The organism is Microcoleus sp. B3-A4 (genome assembly GCF_036705385.1).
Taxonomy (GTDB): domain Bacteria; phylum Cyanobacteriota; class Cyanobacteriia; order Cyanobacteriales; family Microcoleaceae; genus Microcoleus.
The window spans coordinates 143703-159379 of the sequence record NZ_JAUBUI010000004.1; the positions used below are offsets into that span (position 1 = coordinate 143703).

Sequence of the window (15677 nt, forward strand, 5' to 3'; positions counted from 1 at the left end):
CCCCAACGCTGAACCCGATGAACTGTGGGAACTCGAAGGGGCAAGCTACAATGGTGGCGAATTGATTCTGCAACCGAGGCAGCGGTGGACACCAGAAAGAAAAACAGTTAGAACTTTTGGATACCCACCCACTGTTTAGTGGCCGGTATCCCCAATGTGAAATGACTTACGCCCAGTATGAAACGCCGCCTGTTCATTGGGATTGTTCGGCTTGCGGATGGATAGATGATTCGGTTTGAGGTGATGGTTGACAACGATAATTATCAGCAACGGCAAAACACTCGATCGACACCCCCCTTGAAAGTGCAGCCAACTAATCCCCCAACAAACACCTAAAACGCGCCTTGAGGCAGCACAGTTAACAACACAATCTCATGAGGCCATGATTGCCAGAAGCGAAACATGAGCTCACTTTGGTTGAGTAAATTACTATGTTACGATCAGCTCCAATAATAATTAAGTTTTAAAACCGGCCTTAACCTCACACTCAATTCCCTTGCGATCGCTAGAACAACAATGACTATCAACTTAGCTGGCTATCAATTCGTTGAAACCCTCCACAGCGGGATAAGAACTTCAGTCGATCGCGCTCGGAAGGATTCAGACTTTTCCAGCGTGATCGTCAAAACGCTAAAGGCTGAGTATCCCACTCTTTCGGACATCACCCGCTTGCGGCACGAATATCAAATTCTGCAGAGCTTGAACGTAGAAGCGATTATCAAAGCCATTAGTTTAGAAAGCTATAAAAACGGTTTAGCACTGATATTAGAAGATTCAGGCTCCCAGGCTCTCAACGATTGGATGAAGGGTAAAAAGCTCACAATCATTCAATTTCTTTCTTTGGGTCTCCAGCTTGTCTCTGCCTTAGCAGAACTCCATAAACATAATATTATTCATAAAGATGTAAAGCCACAAAATATTATCATCAACCCAGCCACTGAAAAAGTTCAAATTATTGATTTCAGCATCGCTTCGCGCCTGGAGCGAGAAAATTCGACGCTCAGCCATCCAGATTTGCTCGAAGGCACACTCGCCTATATGTCGCCAGAACAAACTGGCCGGATGAATCGGTCAATTGACTACCGCACTGATTTTTATTCACTAGGCGTTACCTTCTATGAAATGCTCACAGGCGAGTTGCCCTTTAATTCCACAGACCCGCTGGAATTGGTACACAGCCATATTGCCAAAACTCCCATTCCCCCTCACCAGCTAAATTCTGAAATCCCACCACAAATTTCAGCGATTGCGATGAAGTTATTAGCTAAAAATGCTGAAGACCGCTACCAAAGCACTGAAGGACTAAAATTTGACTTAGAAACTTGCTTGATAAAGCTACAGGCTAGCGGATATATTTCCAATTTTGTTGTTGGAAGTGCGGATAAAGCAGGGCAATTAAATATACCGCAAAAGCTCTACGGTCGCGACCAAGAAATTAAAAATCTTCTAGAAACTTTCGAGCGCGTTGCCAGTGGTACCACCGAATTAATGCTGGTTTCCGGTTATTCCGGGATAGGCAAAACAGTGTTGGTCAATGAAGTTCACAAACCCATTGTGCGGCAACGAGGCTATTTTATTGCGGGGAAATTTGATCAGTTCAAGCGCAATATTCCTTATGCTTCCCTGATTCAAGCATTCCAATCCTTAACTCAGCAACTTCTAACCGAAGGCGAAGTAGAAATCCAAACTTGGAAAGAAAAACTGTTATCCGCTTTAGGCGATAACGGACAAGTCATCATTGATGTTATCCCTGAAGTCGAATTAATTATTGGCAAACAGCCACCCGTAGCAGAACTAGGGGCAACTGAAGCTCAAAACCGTTTCAGTCGCGTCTTTAAACAATTCATTGGCGTATTTACGACTATTGACCATCCCTTAGTTATCTTCCTCGATGACTTGCAGTGGGCGGATTCGGCATCGTTGAAATTAATTGAATTGCTAATAACTGATTCTGATAGCAAGTATTTATTGCTGATTGGGGCATATCGAGATAACGAAGTTTTTCCCACGCATCCAACGATTCAAACGATTGACAAGATTCGCCAAACGGGTGCGATGGTGAATAATATTGTCCTTCAACCATTACACCTGGTTCATGTCGAAGAATTAATTGCGGATACCTTAAATGAATCGGGCGGTTCGGAATCCCTGTCTGTAAAGACGCGAAATTTCGCGTCTCTACTTTTTAATAAAACGCAGGGCAATCCTTTCTTCTTAAGTCAAATCCTCAAAACTCTGTATCAAGAAGATTTGTTGAGTTATGATTTCTATTCTGGCGTCTGGCAATGGAATATCGAGCAAATTCAAGCGATCGGCATCACCGATTACAATGTTGTAGAACTGATTGCTAGAAACATACGCAAATTGCCAGAATATACACAAAAAGTATTAAAATTTGCTGCGTGTATTGGCAACACTTTTAACTTAGAAGTTTTGGCGATTGTCAATCAGGAATCATCCTTAATCACGGCGGCGCAATTGTGGGAAGCACTTCAAGCTGGGTTGATTTTACCTTTGAGCAATGAATACAAAATTCCCCTCGTATTTAGTCAGGAAGAATCGGGCGGTTTTACCTTAACTGATGTGAAGGTTGACTACAAGTTTTTACATGACAGAGTGCAGCAAGCTGCCTATTCTTTGATTCCAGATGAGCAGAAAAAAGAGACCCACTTAAAAATCGGTCAACTGCTGCTGCAAAGTACAACGCCAGAAGACCGAAAAGAAAATATTTTCGCTTTAGTTAACCAACTCAATTATGGTACTGAATTACTTACCACTGAATCCCAAAAATATGAACTAGCCGAATTGAATCTGATTGCAGGTCAGAAAGCGAAAGCTGCTACAGCCCACGATTCTGCCGTCAAATATTTGCAAGTGGGTTTATCTCTGCTAGCGGTAGATAGTTGGGACAATCGGTATGAACTGGCATTAAGGCTGCATGAGGAAGCAGCAGAGTCAGCATATTTGAGTGGTGATTTTGACCGAATGCAGAGATTCGTTGAGATAGTACAAAACTGCGCCAAAACGCTATTAGACATAGTAAAAGTGTACGAAATCCAGATTCAAGCTTATATGGCGCAGAACAAGCTGCTCGAAGCATTGAATACTGGGCTGCAAGTCTTAAAGCAGTTGGAGGTAGAGTTTCCCGACTCGCCAAACCCATCTGATATTGGGCAGGCGCTGGGGGAAACTGCGGCAATTTTGAGCGGAACCCGAATTGAGGACTTAATCGATCTGCCTGAAATGACCGATCCTTATCAATTAGCAGCGATCAGGATTTTGTCAAGTATATTTTCTGCTTGCTATTCTGGGATGCCCGTACTGGTGCCTTTAACAGTGTGCAAACAGGTCAATTTATCCGTTCAATATGGCAATGCTTCTGTGTCTCCCTTTGCATATGCGGTATATAGTCTTCTTCTTTGCGGGGCGGTAGGAGATATTGAGCGGGGCTATGAGTTGGGCCAATTAGCTTTACGTCTAGTGTCAAAGTTAAATGCCAAAGAAATCGAAGTCAAGACTTGCCACTTAGTGTATGCAGCCGTTCAACATTGGAAAGAACACGTCCGGAATACCTTAGAACCTTTCCTGTCAGCTTTCTCTAGCGGGCTGGAAACTGGAGATTTAGAATATGCTGGCTATGCCGTCATGGTGTGGAGTCATTACTCGTTTTTTGTTGGCAAGCAACTAATGCAACTTGAACGAGAGATAGCAACTTACACAGATGCACTTCATAAAATCAGCCAAAAAACTGCGCTTAATAATACAAAAATCTGTTGGCAATCCGTCTTAAACATGATGGGAAGAAGTGAAAATCTATGCCAGTTAAAGGGGGAAGTATACGACGAAGACAAAATGCTGCCGCTATACCAGCAAACCAACAATCAACTGGCAATTCATTACTTATACTTGCACAAAATTGCGCTTTGTTATGTGTTTGATAATTACCAGGAAGCCTTAAAAAACATCCCTCAAGTAGAAAGTTCTTTCGGCTCATCTACAGGGCAGCTAACTGTTGTTATTTTCTATTTCTACGATTCTCTAATACGGCTAGCTGTGTATTCTGAAACTTCGCCGTCCGACCAACAGGACATTCTTAACCGAATACAAGCTAATCAAGAAAAATTGCAAAAATGGGCACATTATGCCCCAATGAATCATTTGCACAAATTCTATTTAGTAGAGGCAGAAAAGCATCGGGTTTTAGGGGAAAAATTAGAGGCGATCGAGATGTACGACAAAGCGATCGCTCTTGCGAAAGAAAACGAGTACATCAACGAAGAAGCTCTAGCTCATGAACTCGCTGCCAAATTCTATTTGTCATGGGGTAAAGAAAAGATTGCCCGCACCTACATGACCGATGCTTATTATGCCTATATGCGCTGGGGAGCTTTAGGTAAAGTTAAACATCTAGAAGAAAAATACCCGCAATTAATAGCGCGATCCTCTGTGGTCACCGAAACCCCTTTCAACCCTACGATGACAATTGCTCCTTTGACCATTACAGGCGGTCAAACAGAGTTGCTAGACTTGGCAACTGTAATGAAAGCATCTAGTGCCATTTCTAGCGAAATTGTTCTACCTAACTTGCTCACCAAGTTAATGAAAATTTTGATAGAAAACGCAGGCGCTGAAACTGGATCGCTTATTCTTTCAAAAGAGGGTCAACTTGTTATAGAAGCGGCGGGGACTAAAGATCAAATCCGAGTGCTAGAATCTTTGCCAGTATCAACTTCTGGGCAAGTTCCTATCTCGGTACTTAATTACGTCACCAGAACTCAGAAAGATGTCGTTTTAAATGATTCCAGCCGCGAGGAAATCTTTAACGCCGACCCCTACATTGCCCAACACAAACCAAAATCAATTTTGTGTGCGCCTATCCTATATCAAGGTAAGTTAAGTGCCATCCTGTACCTAGAAAACAACGTGATTGCTGGCGCTTTCACGCCGAAGCGGGTAGAAGTGTTGCGGATGCTATCGGGACAAGCTGCGATCGCCTTAGAAAATGCCAACCTCTATCACACTTTAGAAGTCAAAGTAGAAGAGCGAACCGAGGAATTAAAAGCCAAAAATACGCACCTAGAAGTAGAAATTCAAGAGCGACAGCGAGCCGAGCAAGCGGCCGAAGCCGCAAACCGCGCCAAGAGCCAATTTCTCGCCAACATGAGCCACGAACTTCGCACACCGCTCAACGGCATTTTAGGTTATACCCAAATCCTCAAACGAGACATAGATTTAACCAGTCAGCAAATGTCTGGTATTAACATCATTCATCAGTGTGGTGAACACCTCCTAACTCTGATCAATGACGTTCTAGACCTCTCCAAAATCGAAGCCGGAAAAATGGAACTCTACCTCACCGAGTTTCACCTGTCAGACTTTCTCCAAGGCATTACTGAAATCTGCCAGATTCGCGCCCAACAGAAGGGAATCTCTTTGATTTACGAACCGCTAACTCCACTTCCCACTTGCGTCCAAGCCGATGAAAAAAGGTTGCGGCAAATTCTCATCAACTTACTCGGCAATGCCATAAAATTTACCGAAAAAGGAGGCGTTACTTTCAAAGTAGACAGACTGGAGACTCAGCCATCTTTGTCATCACCAATCGCCAATCCCCAATCCCTAACAGCGAAATTTATTTTCCAAGTAGAAGATACAGGCATTGGCATCGCGCCGGAGGAACTCTCAAAAATATTTTTGCCTTTCGAGCAAGCCAGCGGTTCAGTTAGCCAAATAGAGGGGACAGGATTAGGGCTGCCAATTAGTCGCCAATTAGTGGAGATGATGGGCGGCGAACTGAAAGTACAAAGCTCTTTAGGTAAAGGCAGTATTTTCTGGTTTGAGTTAGAGTTGCCTATTACCGAAACCTGGGAAGGGTATCAAAAAGAACCTGAAAAAATTATTAGGGGTTTCTCAGGCGATCGGCGGAAAATTTTAGTAGTTGACGATCGCTGGGAAAATCGCTCTGTCTTAGTTAATCTTTTAGCTCCTATCGGGTTTGAATTAATGGAGGCAACGGACGGTCAAGACTGCGTGAATAAAGCGCTGTTATTTCAACCGGACTGTATTATAATTGACTTAGTAATGCCAGTCATGGACGGCTTTGAAGCGGTGAGACGGATCAGAAAAATCCCTCCATTGAAAGATGTAATCGCGATCGGAACTTCTGCTAGCATTTTATCCGGCGATCCCCATAGCATTTTCCAGGCTGGTTGCAACGCTTTTCTCCTCAAACCAATTCGGGCAGAAAAGTTATTAGAATGCTTGGGCAACCATTTAAGTTTAGAATGGGTTTATGAGGAGCGAACAACTTTCAGTTCAGAAGGTATCTTCACCGATGCCTCTTCCAAAATCCAAGACCAACAACTGATTGCTCCCCCTTCGGAAGAAGTTGCAATCCTGTTCGATTTAGCCATGAAAGGTGAACTCCTCAGTATTGAGCAGCGAGCCAGCAAGCTGAAGGCAATAGATATGCGTTATGCACTTTTTGCTAATCAGTTGCTTGAATTAAGCAAAAACTTTGAAGAAGACAAATTAGTAGAATTTGTTCAACAGTTTAGATGAGGACTAAAAATGACTAGCGAATCTTTAGACAGAGGAACCATTTTAATTGTGGATGATACGCCCACTAATCTGGGTTCAGTATTGGATTTTTTGACCGCATCTGGCTTCACTGTTTGGGTAGCTCGCAGTGGGTCTAGCGCTCTCAAAAAAGTGCAATATTGCCAGCCGGATTTAATTTTGTTGGATGTTCTGATGCCAGACATGGACGGCTTTAAAACCTGTCAAAATCTGAAATCGAATGACTTAACTAAAGATATCCCAGTCATTTTTATGACCGCGTTGGACGATACAGAAAGCAAAGTCCAAGGCTTTAATGTGGGGGGAGTTGATTATATCACTAAGCCCCTTCAACACGAAGAAGTTTTAGCTCGCGCTATCACGCACCTGAATATGCGAAATCTAACTAAACAGCTTCAGGCGCAAATTGTCGAGCGCGAGCGAGCGCAAGCCGACCTACAAGTTTTGGCACAAGAGCTAGAGACGCGAGTAGAAGAGCGCACCGCTGAACTTTCCCAAACGAATGAACGCCTCAAGCAGGAGGCTGCTGAACGCAAGCTTGCAGAAGCAGCTTTGCAAGCATCGGAAGCGCGAGAGCGGCACAAAGCCCTAGAGCTCGAAAATTCCCTGCACGAACTCAAGCAGGTGCAAAGCCAGCTCATTCAGAGCGAAAAAATGTCCGGGCTAGGCCAACTCGTAGCTGGCGTAGCCCATGAAATCAATAATCCAATTAATTTTATTTATGGAAATCTTTCCTATGCTCTGGAATATTCAAAAGCTTTGGTCACTATCCTTGACCTCTACGAAAAGCACTATCCTAATCCGGCTCCAGATATACAAGCAGAAATCGCAGCCAGCGAGCTAGATTATCTCAAAGACGACTTGCCTAAATTGTTCAAATCGATGTACTTAGGAGCCGATCGCATCCGCGAAATCGTTTTATCTTTGCGCCTATTCGCACGGCAAGAAGGATATGAAATGAGAGCGGTCAACCTTCACGAAGGCATGGACAGCACGTTGATGATTTTACAGAGCAGACTAAAATTTAACTCAGACCGCCCCTCGATTGAAGTGGTGCGGGACTATTGCCCAAACCTGCCCGAAGTGGACTGTTATGGGGGAGAAATGAATCAGGTATTTATGAATGTACTTGCAAATGCGATCGATGCTATTGACGAGTGGAACACGCAGAGATCGCTAGAAGAAATTAAAGCGAATCCTAGCGTGATTCGGATTAGCACAGAAGTAACAAGCAGCAATTGGGTAGCTGTCCGAATTGTGGACAATGGGCCAGGGATTTCGGAAGAGGTTCGTCGCCACGTATTTAACCCGTTTTTTACGACAAAACCCCCCGGTAAGGGCACAGGGATTGGGTTGTCGATTAGCTGGCAAATTGTAGTGGAAAAACACCGGGGAAGCTTGGGGTGTATTTCTGCACCAGGGGGGGGAACAGAGTTTATTATTGAGATTCCGATTCGGCAGGAGTCTCCTGTCTTGTCGCTGTCAGCTTGATGTTCTGCAAAAAAGTTAATGAATCCATCGGGTTGATTTTTTAAACTACTCCCCAATCTAGCCAGCTTAAAAAAAGTTGTGTGGCCGCTGCTTGTCAAGTTTCCTCACCAACGCTCGTCATCCCAGGGGTGACAAACTAAAAAATCCAGGGGTCGCCGGGACTGTGTGCGATCGTCCCGTCAGACTTGCTACGGATTAACGAGTTTGAAAGAGCTTTCAGCAGCAGCTTGGGTACAACTTATGAAGAATGTGCAAAACTCATTGCTTTGGAACATCACCAAGAAGCAAGCAGAAGCTATGAAATTTCTGGCGAAGTTAGCATAGAGGCTATCAATGAAATTGAGCGTCAGATAGCGCTATTTGAACAGTCAGACGACAAAAATGGAAATAAACCTGCTTTTGAAGAAATGATTGAAGCTGTTCTTGAGGATCAAAAAACTAACCATTTAGTTAGGCGATCGATCCAAGGAGATTTGTACGTGTTATCCCGTGACGGCAGGAAATTTTTCTTTGAAATTAAAGGATCGAAACCCAACAAAGGACAATGCTTGGAGGTAATTCAACGCCTGCTGAGATATCATTTACTGTGCGGACTGTCTCGCCCCGGTGCTCAATCTTATTATGCTATGGCTTACAATCCTTACGGGTCAAATCGTTCAGATTATAAATGGTCAGTGGCAAGGAAGTATACGCCTTTTGAGCAAGCTGTAATCATGGGACATGAGTTTTGGCATATCATAGGAGGAGAGACTGCCTACGAAGAACTTTTGGATATATATCAAGAAGTTGGGCGGGAGAAGGGTAAGCATATGCTTGATGCTCTTGCTTTTGGATTTTAGTAAAGTATGAGTTTCTTCAGCTTTCTCTTTTCAGTTAACTAATATATAAAAGAGTTGAGGACAAATAAAAGTGTCAGAGCAACTTCATGAATTATTAGCATTTATTTTAGAAAAAGAAGTAGGACTGCCTGCCCGCAAGTCTCGCTCTTTCGCCAGTCATTTTGCGGAGTTAGAAGAATTTTTTAACTTAGAAGTCGCAACACTCAGAAACGACATCAGCAGCATATCTGGCAAAACAGCGCTCAGATTTACTCCCGATGAGATTGAACGCATTTTAGCATTTATATCTTCAGGCAAGCTTTCGCTGCAACTTACTATCGCTGAAAATTTTTTAGCCAGTATTTGTCGAGATTTTACTGGGCGACAGCTAGTTATGGTGGAAAATCTGACTTTAGGGAAAATTCATCCCAACCCATTTTTAATTAGGACGTTAAATCTGCACACTCCTGAAGAAGTTGTCAGGCTTAATGTTTATATGACGGCTACTATGTCTATTGTCACTTCAATGGGATTTTTTATTCAAAAACTATTGATATCTTGCTCTGAAAGTGCAGAAAATCCACCGGAAGAGTCAGGATGGGACGCAATTAAAACTACCAGTGATGGCGAGAAATGCTGGATACAGGTAAAAAGTGACCCGAATGATATGGATAAAGACCAGATAGTATATTGGGCTGCCAAAATTGAGGAAAAAATTCAGGAGGGCGATCGCGCTTATATTGGTATAGCTTACGGCAAAAGAACTAATAAAACTGTAACACTTGGTTTGCTGAAGCAAATTTTGCCAAATTCGGAAATGATAACTTTAATCGGTCGAGAACTGTGGGATTTTGTCAGTGAAGATACTCGCTATACTGTGAATCTGTTTGAAGTGTTGCGTGAGTCGGCTCGTCAAGTTTTAGCACAAAGTTCTATTGATGAAGCTATAGAAAGGTGTAGCGATCGAATCATCGCTGAATTTATCGGGAAGTACGGCAAGGGAAGTCAAGGTGTTTTTAACTATATAGCAGATATATTTTGATTGACAGGTTCGTAGTAGCGCCCAAACGCTACTACAAACCACATACTACAAAACTCCTTTAGAACTAGGAATCCGACTGGCGCGCCGCGGATCGATTTCTACCGCCATCCGCAGAGCTCGCGCAAATGCTTTGAACGCCGCTTCCACAATGTGATGAGAATTTCCGCCCTGCAACTGTCGAATGTGCAGTGTCATTTGAGTGTGGTTCACCACGGCCGAAAAAAACTCTTTGACTAATTCAGTATCATAAGTGCCGATCCGCTGGTTGGGAATTTCCAAGCCGTAACTTAAGTGAGGCCGTCCCGAAAAGTCTAGCACTACTTCAATTAAAGCTTCATCCAAAGGTGCGATGAAATGCCCGAAGCGAGAAATGCCCGATCGATCGCCGACAGCTTTTGCTAGCGCTTGGCCTAAGGTAATTCCCACATCCTCGTTCGTGTGGTGGTCGTCAATCTCCAAATCCCCGATCGCCTGCACATCCAAATCGATCAATCCGTGAGAAGCAATCTGGTGCAACATATGGTCTAAAAACGGAATCCCCGTAGACGCCTTGCAAGTTCCCACACCGTCGAGATTGAGGCTGGCCGTGACATCCGTTTCTAGTGTCGTGCGTTTCACCAAGGCCGCCCTAGCTGGTTGAACTGAACTTGCAGGAGGCACAGAAGGACGATCGATTATCTCCATAATTCGCAATGGGTCATTCATTAGTTATTGATAATTAGTAATTGAAGATTACAGCTTGATCAGCGCTAATTCTCAAGTGTTTAGTTAAGAGAATTATGCAAAACTCACAACTCTCAAAAGGGGCGGCTTTTGCATAAAACTTACTTGTTAAAGTTAAAGTTTATTCTCTCAACCCGCCCCTACATAACTCAAAATTCTCGACAACTGTTACATTCCCATGATTTCGTAACCGGCATCGACATACAAAACTTGACCCGTAATCCCGCTAGCGAGATTGCTGCACAGAAAAGCCGCAGCATTTCCCACTTCCTGCTGAGTCACCGTCCGCCGCAGCGGGGCCACTTCCTCAACGTGGTGGATCATGTCCAGAATACCGCCAACTGCTGACGAAGCCAGAGTCCGAATCGGGCCAGAAGAAATCGCATTTACCCGAATATTTAACGGACCCAGTTCAGCAGCCAGATAACGAACATTCATTTCCAAAGCCGCCTTAGCAATTCCCATCACATTATAATTAGGAACTACCCGGACGCCGCCCAAATAAGTCAGCGTCACAATACTGCCGCCCTCGGCCATCAGGGGTTTAGCAGCAGCACAAAGCCGCACCAGCGAGTAAGCGCTAATATCCAAAGCATTGGAGAAACCTTGGCGCGAGGTGTTGGTGAAATCTCCTGAAAGTTCGTCCTTGCCGGCAAAAGCCAGACAGTGGATCAGGACATCTAACTTGCCCCACTTGTCGGCGATGGTTTGAAAAGTAGACTCAATTTCGCTCTCGTCTTGGACATTACAGGGCAAATACAGACTGGGATTGAGCGGTTCCACCAGTTCAGCGACTTTGCGCTCGTGCTTGCCTTTCTCGTCCTTCAAATAAGTTATGCCGAGGTTGGCCCCAGCTTTGTGGAGCTGCTGAGCGATGCCCCAGGCGATCGAGCGATTGTTGGCAATGCCCGTAACAAGAGCATTTTTTCCGGTCAAATCTATCATCTGTATTTCTTCTAGAAGCAACTAGCACCGTTCTCATTGGCTCTGTGCGACAACCCCGCCAGTTTAGACACAACTGATTCAGCTTTAACTGATTGAGACACAATTGAGACACAATTGAGACACAATTATATTAATTTTGCTGTGGAGCTACATGGGGGCGGAATTGAAAAAGTTAAGAGAAGGGCTAGATTTAATCATACAGTGCGTGTTTACCTTAACATTAGATGGAAGTAACCGAATCCTTGGATATTGGAGGTTGGGCAGTATATTTACTCAATAAGGTTAATCGGCAAGTTATAAAGTATTGATTAGTACAGAAGGATCTAGTCGTGACGCATGATAGACCGCTAGCAGCCGTGTTCCGCCAAATCAGCGGCGGGGCGTTTCCACCCATTGTGGAAACCTTTGAACGGGGCAAGACAATTTTTTTCCCTGGAGACCCGGCTGAGCGCGTCTACGTTCTCATTAGAGGTGCTGTGAAGCTCTCCAGGGTGTACGAAGCAGGGGAAGAAATTACAGTCGCCCTCCTGCGCGAAAATAGCGTATTTGGGGTGCTGTCTCTGATTACGGGACACCGATCGGACAGGTTTTACCACGCGGTAGCCTTTACGCCGGTAGAGTTGATCTCGTTGCCGATCGAACAAGTCGAGAAAGCGCTCAAGGAAGACCCGGAACTGTCGATGGTGATGCTGCGGGGACTGTCGTCTCGGATTTTGCAAACCGAGATGATGATCGAAACGCTGGCCCACCGAGATATGGGTTCGAGACTCGTCAGCTTTTTGCTGATTCTGTGCCGGGACTTTGGCGTACCCGGTACAGAGGGGATTACGATTGATTTGAAGCTGTCTCACCAGGCGATCGCCGAAGCGATCGGCTCGACTCGGGTAACGGTGACTCGTTTGCTGGGGGATCTCAGGCAAGAAACAATGATCTCGATCCACAAGAAAAAGATCACAGTCCATAACCCGGTGGCCTTAAGCCAGCAATTCACTTGATGCCGAGAAAGTATAGGATTTTGGATTTTGGATTTTAGATTCAATCCAAAATCCAAAATCCAAAATCTAAAATCGGAATGACTGCTGGATACATCCTGGTATTTGTAATGTTAGTTTTGGGGGGTGTGATCGCCACTGTCAGCGATCGCCTTGGGACGAAAGTCGGCAAGGCAAGGTTGAGCTTGTTCAAACTTCGCCCCCGCGATACTGCTGTGGTTGTGACAGTGATGGCCGGCAGTATCTTGTCAGCACTGACTCTGGGCATTTTGTTTGCTACTAGCAAGCCGCTGCGAACGGGAGTTTTTAGAATAGACGAGATTCAAAAAAGACTTAACAACGCCCGCAGAGAAATCAACCAAGCCACTCAAGAAAAAAATCGAGTTGAAACTGAATTAGCTCAAGCAAGAGCCGCTCAAGCGCAAGCTAGAGCCAATTTAGAGCAAATTAATCAATCCCTGCAAGCCGCTAATGCCGAGCAAGCTCGGACGCAAACAAAATTAAACTCGCTGCGGGCCCAGCTCAACAGCGTGCAAGCAGCCAAGTCTAAAACTGAACAGCAGTTAAGTCAGGTAGAAGCGGCTAAATCTCAGACTGAAGAACAGCTTAGGAGTGTGGAAACGGCTAAATCCCGCACCGAAGAACAATTGAAACTGGTCGAAACGGCCCGATCGACTACAAAAGCTCAGCTCGATCGCACCGAGAACCAATTGAAAACTGTTTCTGCTCAAAAAACGGCTTTAGGATCGGAAATCGCCCAACTGCAAGACGAGCGCCAACAGTTAATCGAGCAGGTAAAAACTCAAATTGCCAAGCGAGACGCAGAAATTGCCAAGCGAGACGCAGAAATTGCCCAGCGGGACAAGGAAATTGTCGATCGCAACGAACTAATTGCCCAGCGAGACAAGGAAATTGCCCAGCGGGTGCAAAATCTCGCCGAGCGCGATCGAACTATTGTCGAGCGCGACAAAGTAATTGCCGAGAGGGAAGCACTCTTAGAAACCTTGGCACAGCAACAAACTCAACTCGAACAGCAACAAACTGTCTTGCAGCAACAAGTGCAAATTTTGGAACGCGACTTTCAGGCAATCCGCGAGGGTACAGTTGCCATCAGGCGCGGTCAAATTTTAGCTGCTGGCGTCGTTCGCATTATCGAACCCGGTATGGCGAGTGGCGCGATCGATCGACTTTTGCAAGAAGCAAATAAAACCACCGTCGGACTCATGCAGCCGGAAAATACCAAGGTTAGAGACCAAGTTATTCAAATTACTAAAGCAGAAATCGATCAACTAATTAGTCAGATTAAAGACGGTCAAGACTACGTGGTGCGGATTGTCGCCGGCGCTAATTACCTGCGGGAAGAAAAGGTAATTAAGGTATTTGCAGAAGCAGAAATCAATCGAGTGGTTTTCCGCGCTGGAGATGTGATTGCAGGGGTTGCTGTCGATCCCGTGACTTTGACCGACGAACAGGTGCGACAGCAGTTGCTGCAATTGATAGAAGCTTGTCAATTTCGCGCTCGCCTGATCGGTGTTGTCGGCGGTAGAGTTCAAGTGGCCGACAATCAGATTGAAACTTTGGCTGGTTTTATCGAGCGATTGCAGCAGTACGAGAAACCGCTGGACGTTCAGGCGATCGCGGCAGATGTCACTTACATCGCCGGCCCGCTGAAAATAGATTTAGTGGCTCTTGAAAACGGAGTCGTTGTTTTCCGCACCGGACAACAAACACAAGGCCCAGGAGACTTGAAAATTAAAAAATAAATTTGGTAATTAAAAATGGGTAACTGGCTATGATTTTAGGTTTCGATCCAGGTAAAGACAAATGTGGCATAGCTGTAATGGGTAGAGATAAGAAGGTCTGCTACCATCAAGTTGTGCTGTCGGAAGCAGCGATATCTACTATTCAATCTTTGTGCGAACAGTTTCCCATTGAGTTATTAGTGATGGGAGATCAAACGACTTCTAAGATTTGGAAACAAAAACTGACGCAGAGTTTGTCGCCGGAGATCGAAATTGTTCGGGTTGACGAGAGGTTCAGCAGTTTGGAAGCCAAGGAACGCTACTGGGAAATGTACCCTCCGACGGGACTTTCTCGCTTGATTCCCCAGGGGATGCGGACTCCGCCGCGGCCGGTAGATGATATAGTGGCGATCGTCCTAATTCAGAGGTATTTAAACAAAAGTTAGTCAATTTTATAAGCGTTACCACTGATTCTATTTGATTATTAAGAAATCAATATGTTTTGGCGGCTATTGAATTTTTAACTTAAATAAAATACACCCTAAATTTAGTTAATTTATCATTAAATAACAGTTAGTGTTACTTAATGACAGCTTCGGTCAAAATTACCTTACCATTCTGGCGGACTTGCAGGCGTTGGGGGTTAATTGAGTAGATAATATTGCCGTTAGTCGCTTCATAACTTCCGTCATCACCTGTAGTTACTTGCATTACATTGATTTGGCTGCCATTTATTTTGCTGAGGCCGCGGTAAAAAATATCGCCTTCCTGGGTTTTGCAAATGTATATAGAAAAGTTGGGCGTTGCGAAAGATTGCACCATTTCGGCCCTCGGACATCCCTCAACTTGAGCAATTTGCAGCGGTCGATCATTGCGGGAACTGTTGGGTTCGATTGCCCGAACTTTGCCAATCGGTTGATTTAGTGCCGTCGCTTCTGCTGAGGCTGTCAAAAAGCCGTGAAGCGAAGCTATCCCGAAGGGAATCGCACTAATGCCTGCCATAACTAGAACTACTCTTTTAATGCCCTTAACTGTATCTTTATAAAACATCCTGTTACTCCTGGTTTTAACTATATAATTACATCTTAAGCGATATTTGCTGGATATTAATAATATTTAATATCAGAGGTAAGAGGTACAGGGAACCCGGTACACCGTCGGTTTAAGTAAGGTGCGAACTGTGCACCCTACACGAGTGAAAATACATAAGTATGTCAATGCGATCGAATGCAAGCAGTCTCTTGCATTGAGGACATTTTTAAGATTTTATGACTTGTCCCCGCTAATCTGAGAAACCGGGTTTCTTCATATATTTCTCCTTACTAAACCTTTGATTTTCGTAGGA

At 44.5% G+C, this 15677-nt stretch carries 10 protein-coding genes; 7 read left to right on the forward strand and 3 right to left on the reverse strand.

Annotation, left to right across the window (positions count from 1 at the left end; translation table 11 throughout):
- Window positions 1-516: 516 nt before the first annotated feature.
- From QUB33_RS03765 to QUB33_RS03780, 4 genes are all read left to right on the forward strand, one after another.
- Entirely contained in the window at window positions 517-6561 is a 6045-nt protein-coding gene (locus QUB33_RS03765) for an AAA family ATPase (protein ID WP_333347432.1), read from the forward strand.
- A 9-nt stretch (window positions 6562-6570) separates the two neighbouring features.
- Entirely contained in the window at window positions 6571-8070 is a 1500-nt protein-coding gene (locus QUB33_RS03770) for a response regulator (RefSeq protein ID WP_333347435.1), read from the forward strand.
- Window positions 8071-8240: 170 nt separating this feature from the next.
- Entirely contained in the window at window positions 8241-8909 is a 669-nt protein-coding gene (locus QUB33_RS03775; RefSeq protein ID WP_333347531.1) for a TdeIII family type II restriction endonuclease, read from the forward strand.
- Between the two features lie 70 nt (window positions 8910-8979).
- The gene (locus QUB33_RS03780; protein ID WP_333347438.1) at window positions 8980-9930 is read left to right on the forward strand and encodes a PmeII family type II restriction endonuclease; all 951 of its coding nucleotides are present in this window, start codon (window positions 8980-8982) and stop codon (window positions 9928-9930) included.
- A 45-nt stretch (window positions 9931-9975) separates the two neighbouring features.
- Here QUB33_RS03780 and hisB read toward each other — a convergent pair whose 3' ends face one another.
- Together hisB and fabI are read right to left on the reverse strand one after the other, a co-directional pair.
- Window positions 9976-10614 (reverse strand): imidazoleglycerol-phosphate dehydratase HisB, encoded by a 639-nt coding sequence (hisB, locus tag QUB33_RS03785; protein WP_333347534.1) that lies wholly within the window; start codon window positions 10612-10614, stop codon window positions 9976-9978.
- 207 nt (window positions 10615-10821) lie between these two features.
- Window positions 10822-11598, reverse strand: a complete 777-nt coding sequence (gene fabI, locus QUB33_RS03790; RefSeq protein WP_006634022.1) for an enoyl-ACP reductase FabI — start codon at window positions 11596-11598, stop codon at window positions 10822-10824.
- 329 nt (window positions 11599-11927) lie between these two features.
- On the opposite strand from fabI, the gene ntcA reads away from it, so the two are divergent.
- The 3 genes from ntcA to QUB33_RS03805 all read left to right on the forward strand — a co-directional run bounded on the left by ntcA (window position 11928) and on the right by QUB33_RS03805 (window position 14778).
- Entirely contained in the window at window positions 11928-12593 is a 666-nt protein-coding gene (ntcA, locus tag QUB33_RS03795) for a global nitrogen regulator NtcA (protein ID WP_006634020.1), read from the forward strand.
- Window positions 12594-12670: 77 nt separating this feature from the next.
- Complete coding sequence (locus QUB33_RS03800; RefSeq protein WP_333347442.1) at window positions 12671-14353, forward strand: DUF3084 domain-containing protein; 1683 nt, start codon at window positions 12671-12673, stop codon at window positions 14351-14353.
- Window positions 14354-14382: 29 nt separating this feature from the next.
- Window positions 14383-14778 (forward strand): pre-16S rRNA-processing nuclease YqgF, encoded by a 396-nt coding sequence (locus QUB33_RS03805; RefSeq protein WP_333347445.1) that lies wholly within the window; start codon window positions 14383-14385, stop codon window positions 14776-14778.
- A gap of 133 nt (window positions 14779-14911) precedes the next feature.
- Here the strand turns inward: QUB33_RS03805 and QUB33_RS03810 are convergent, their stop codons facing one another.
- Window positions 14912-15382 carry a hypothetical protein gene (locus tag QUB33_RS03810; protein WP_333347448.1) on the reverse strand — a complete coding sequence of 157 codons (471 nt, stop codon included), beginning with the start codon at window positions 15380-15382 and terminating at the stop codon, window positions 14912-14914.
- Window positions 15383-15677: the final 295 nt, after the last annotated feature.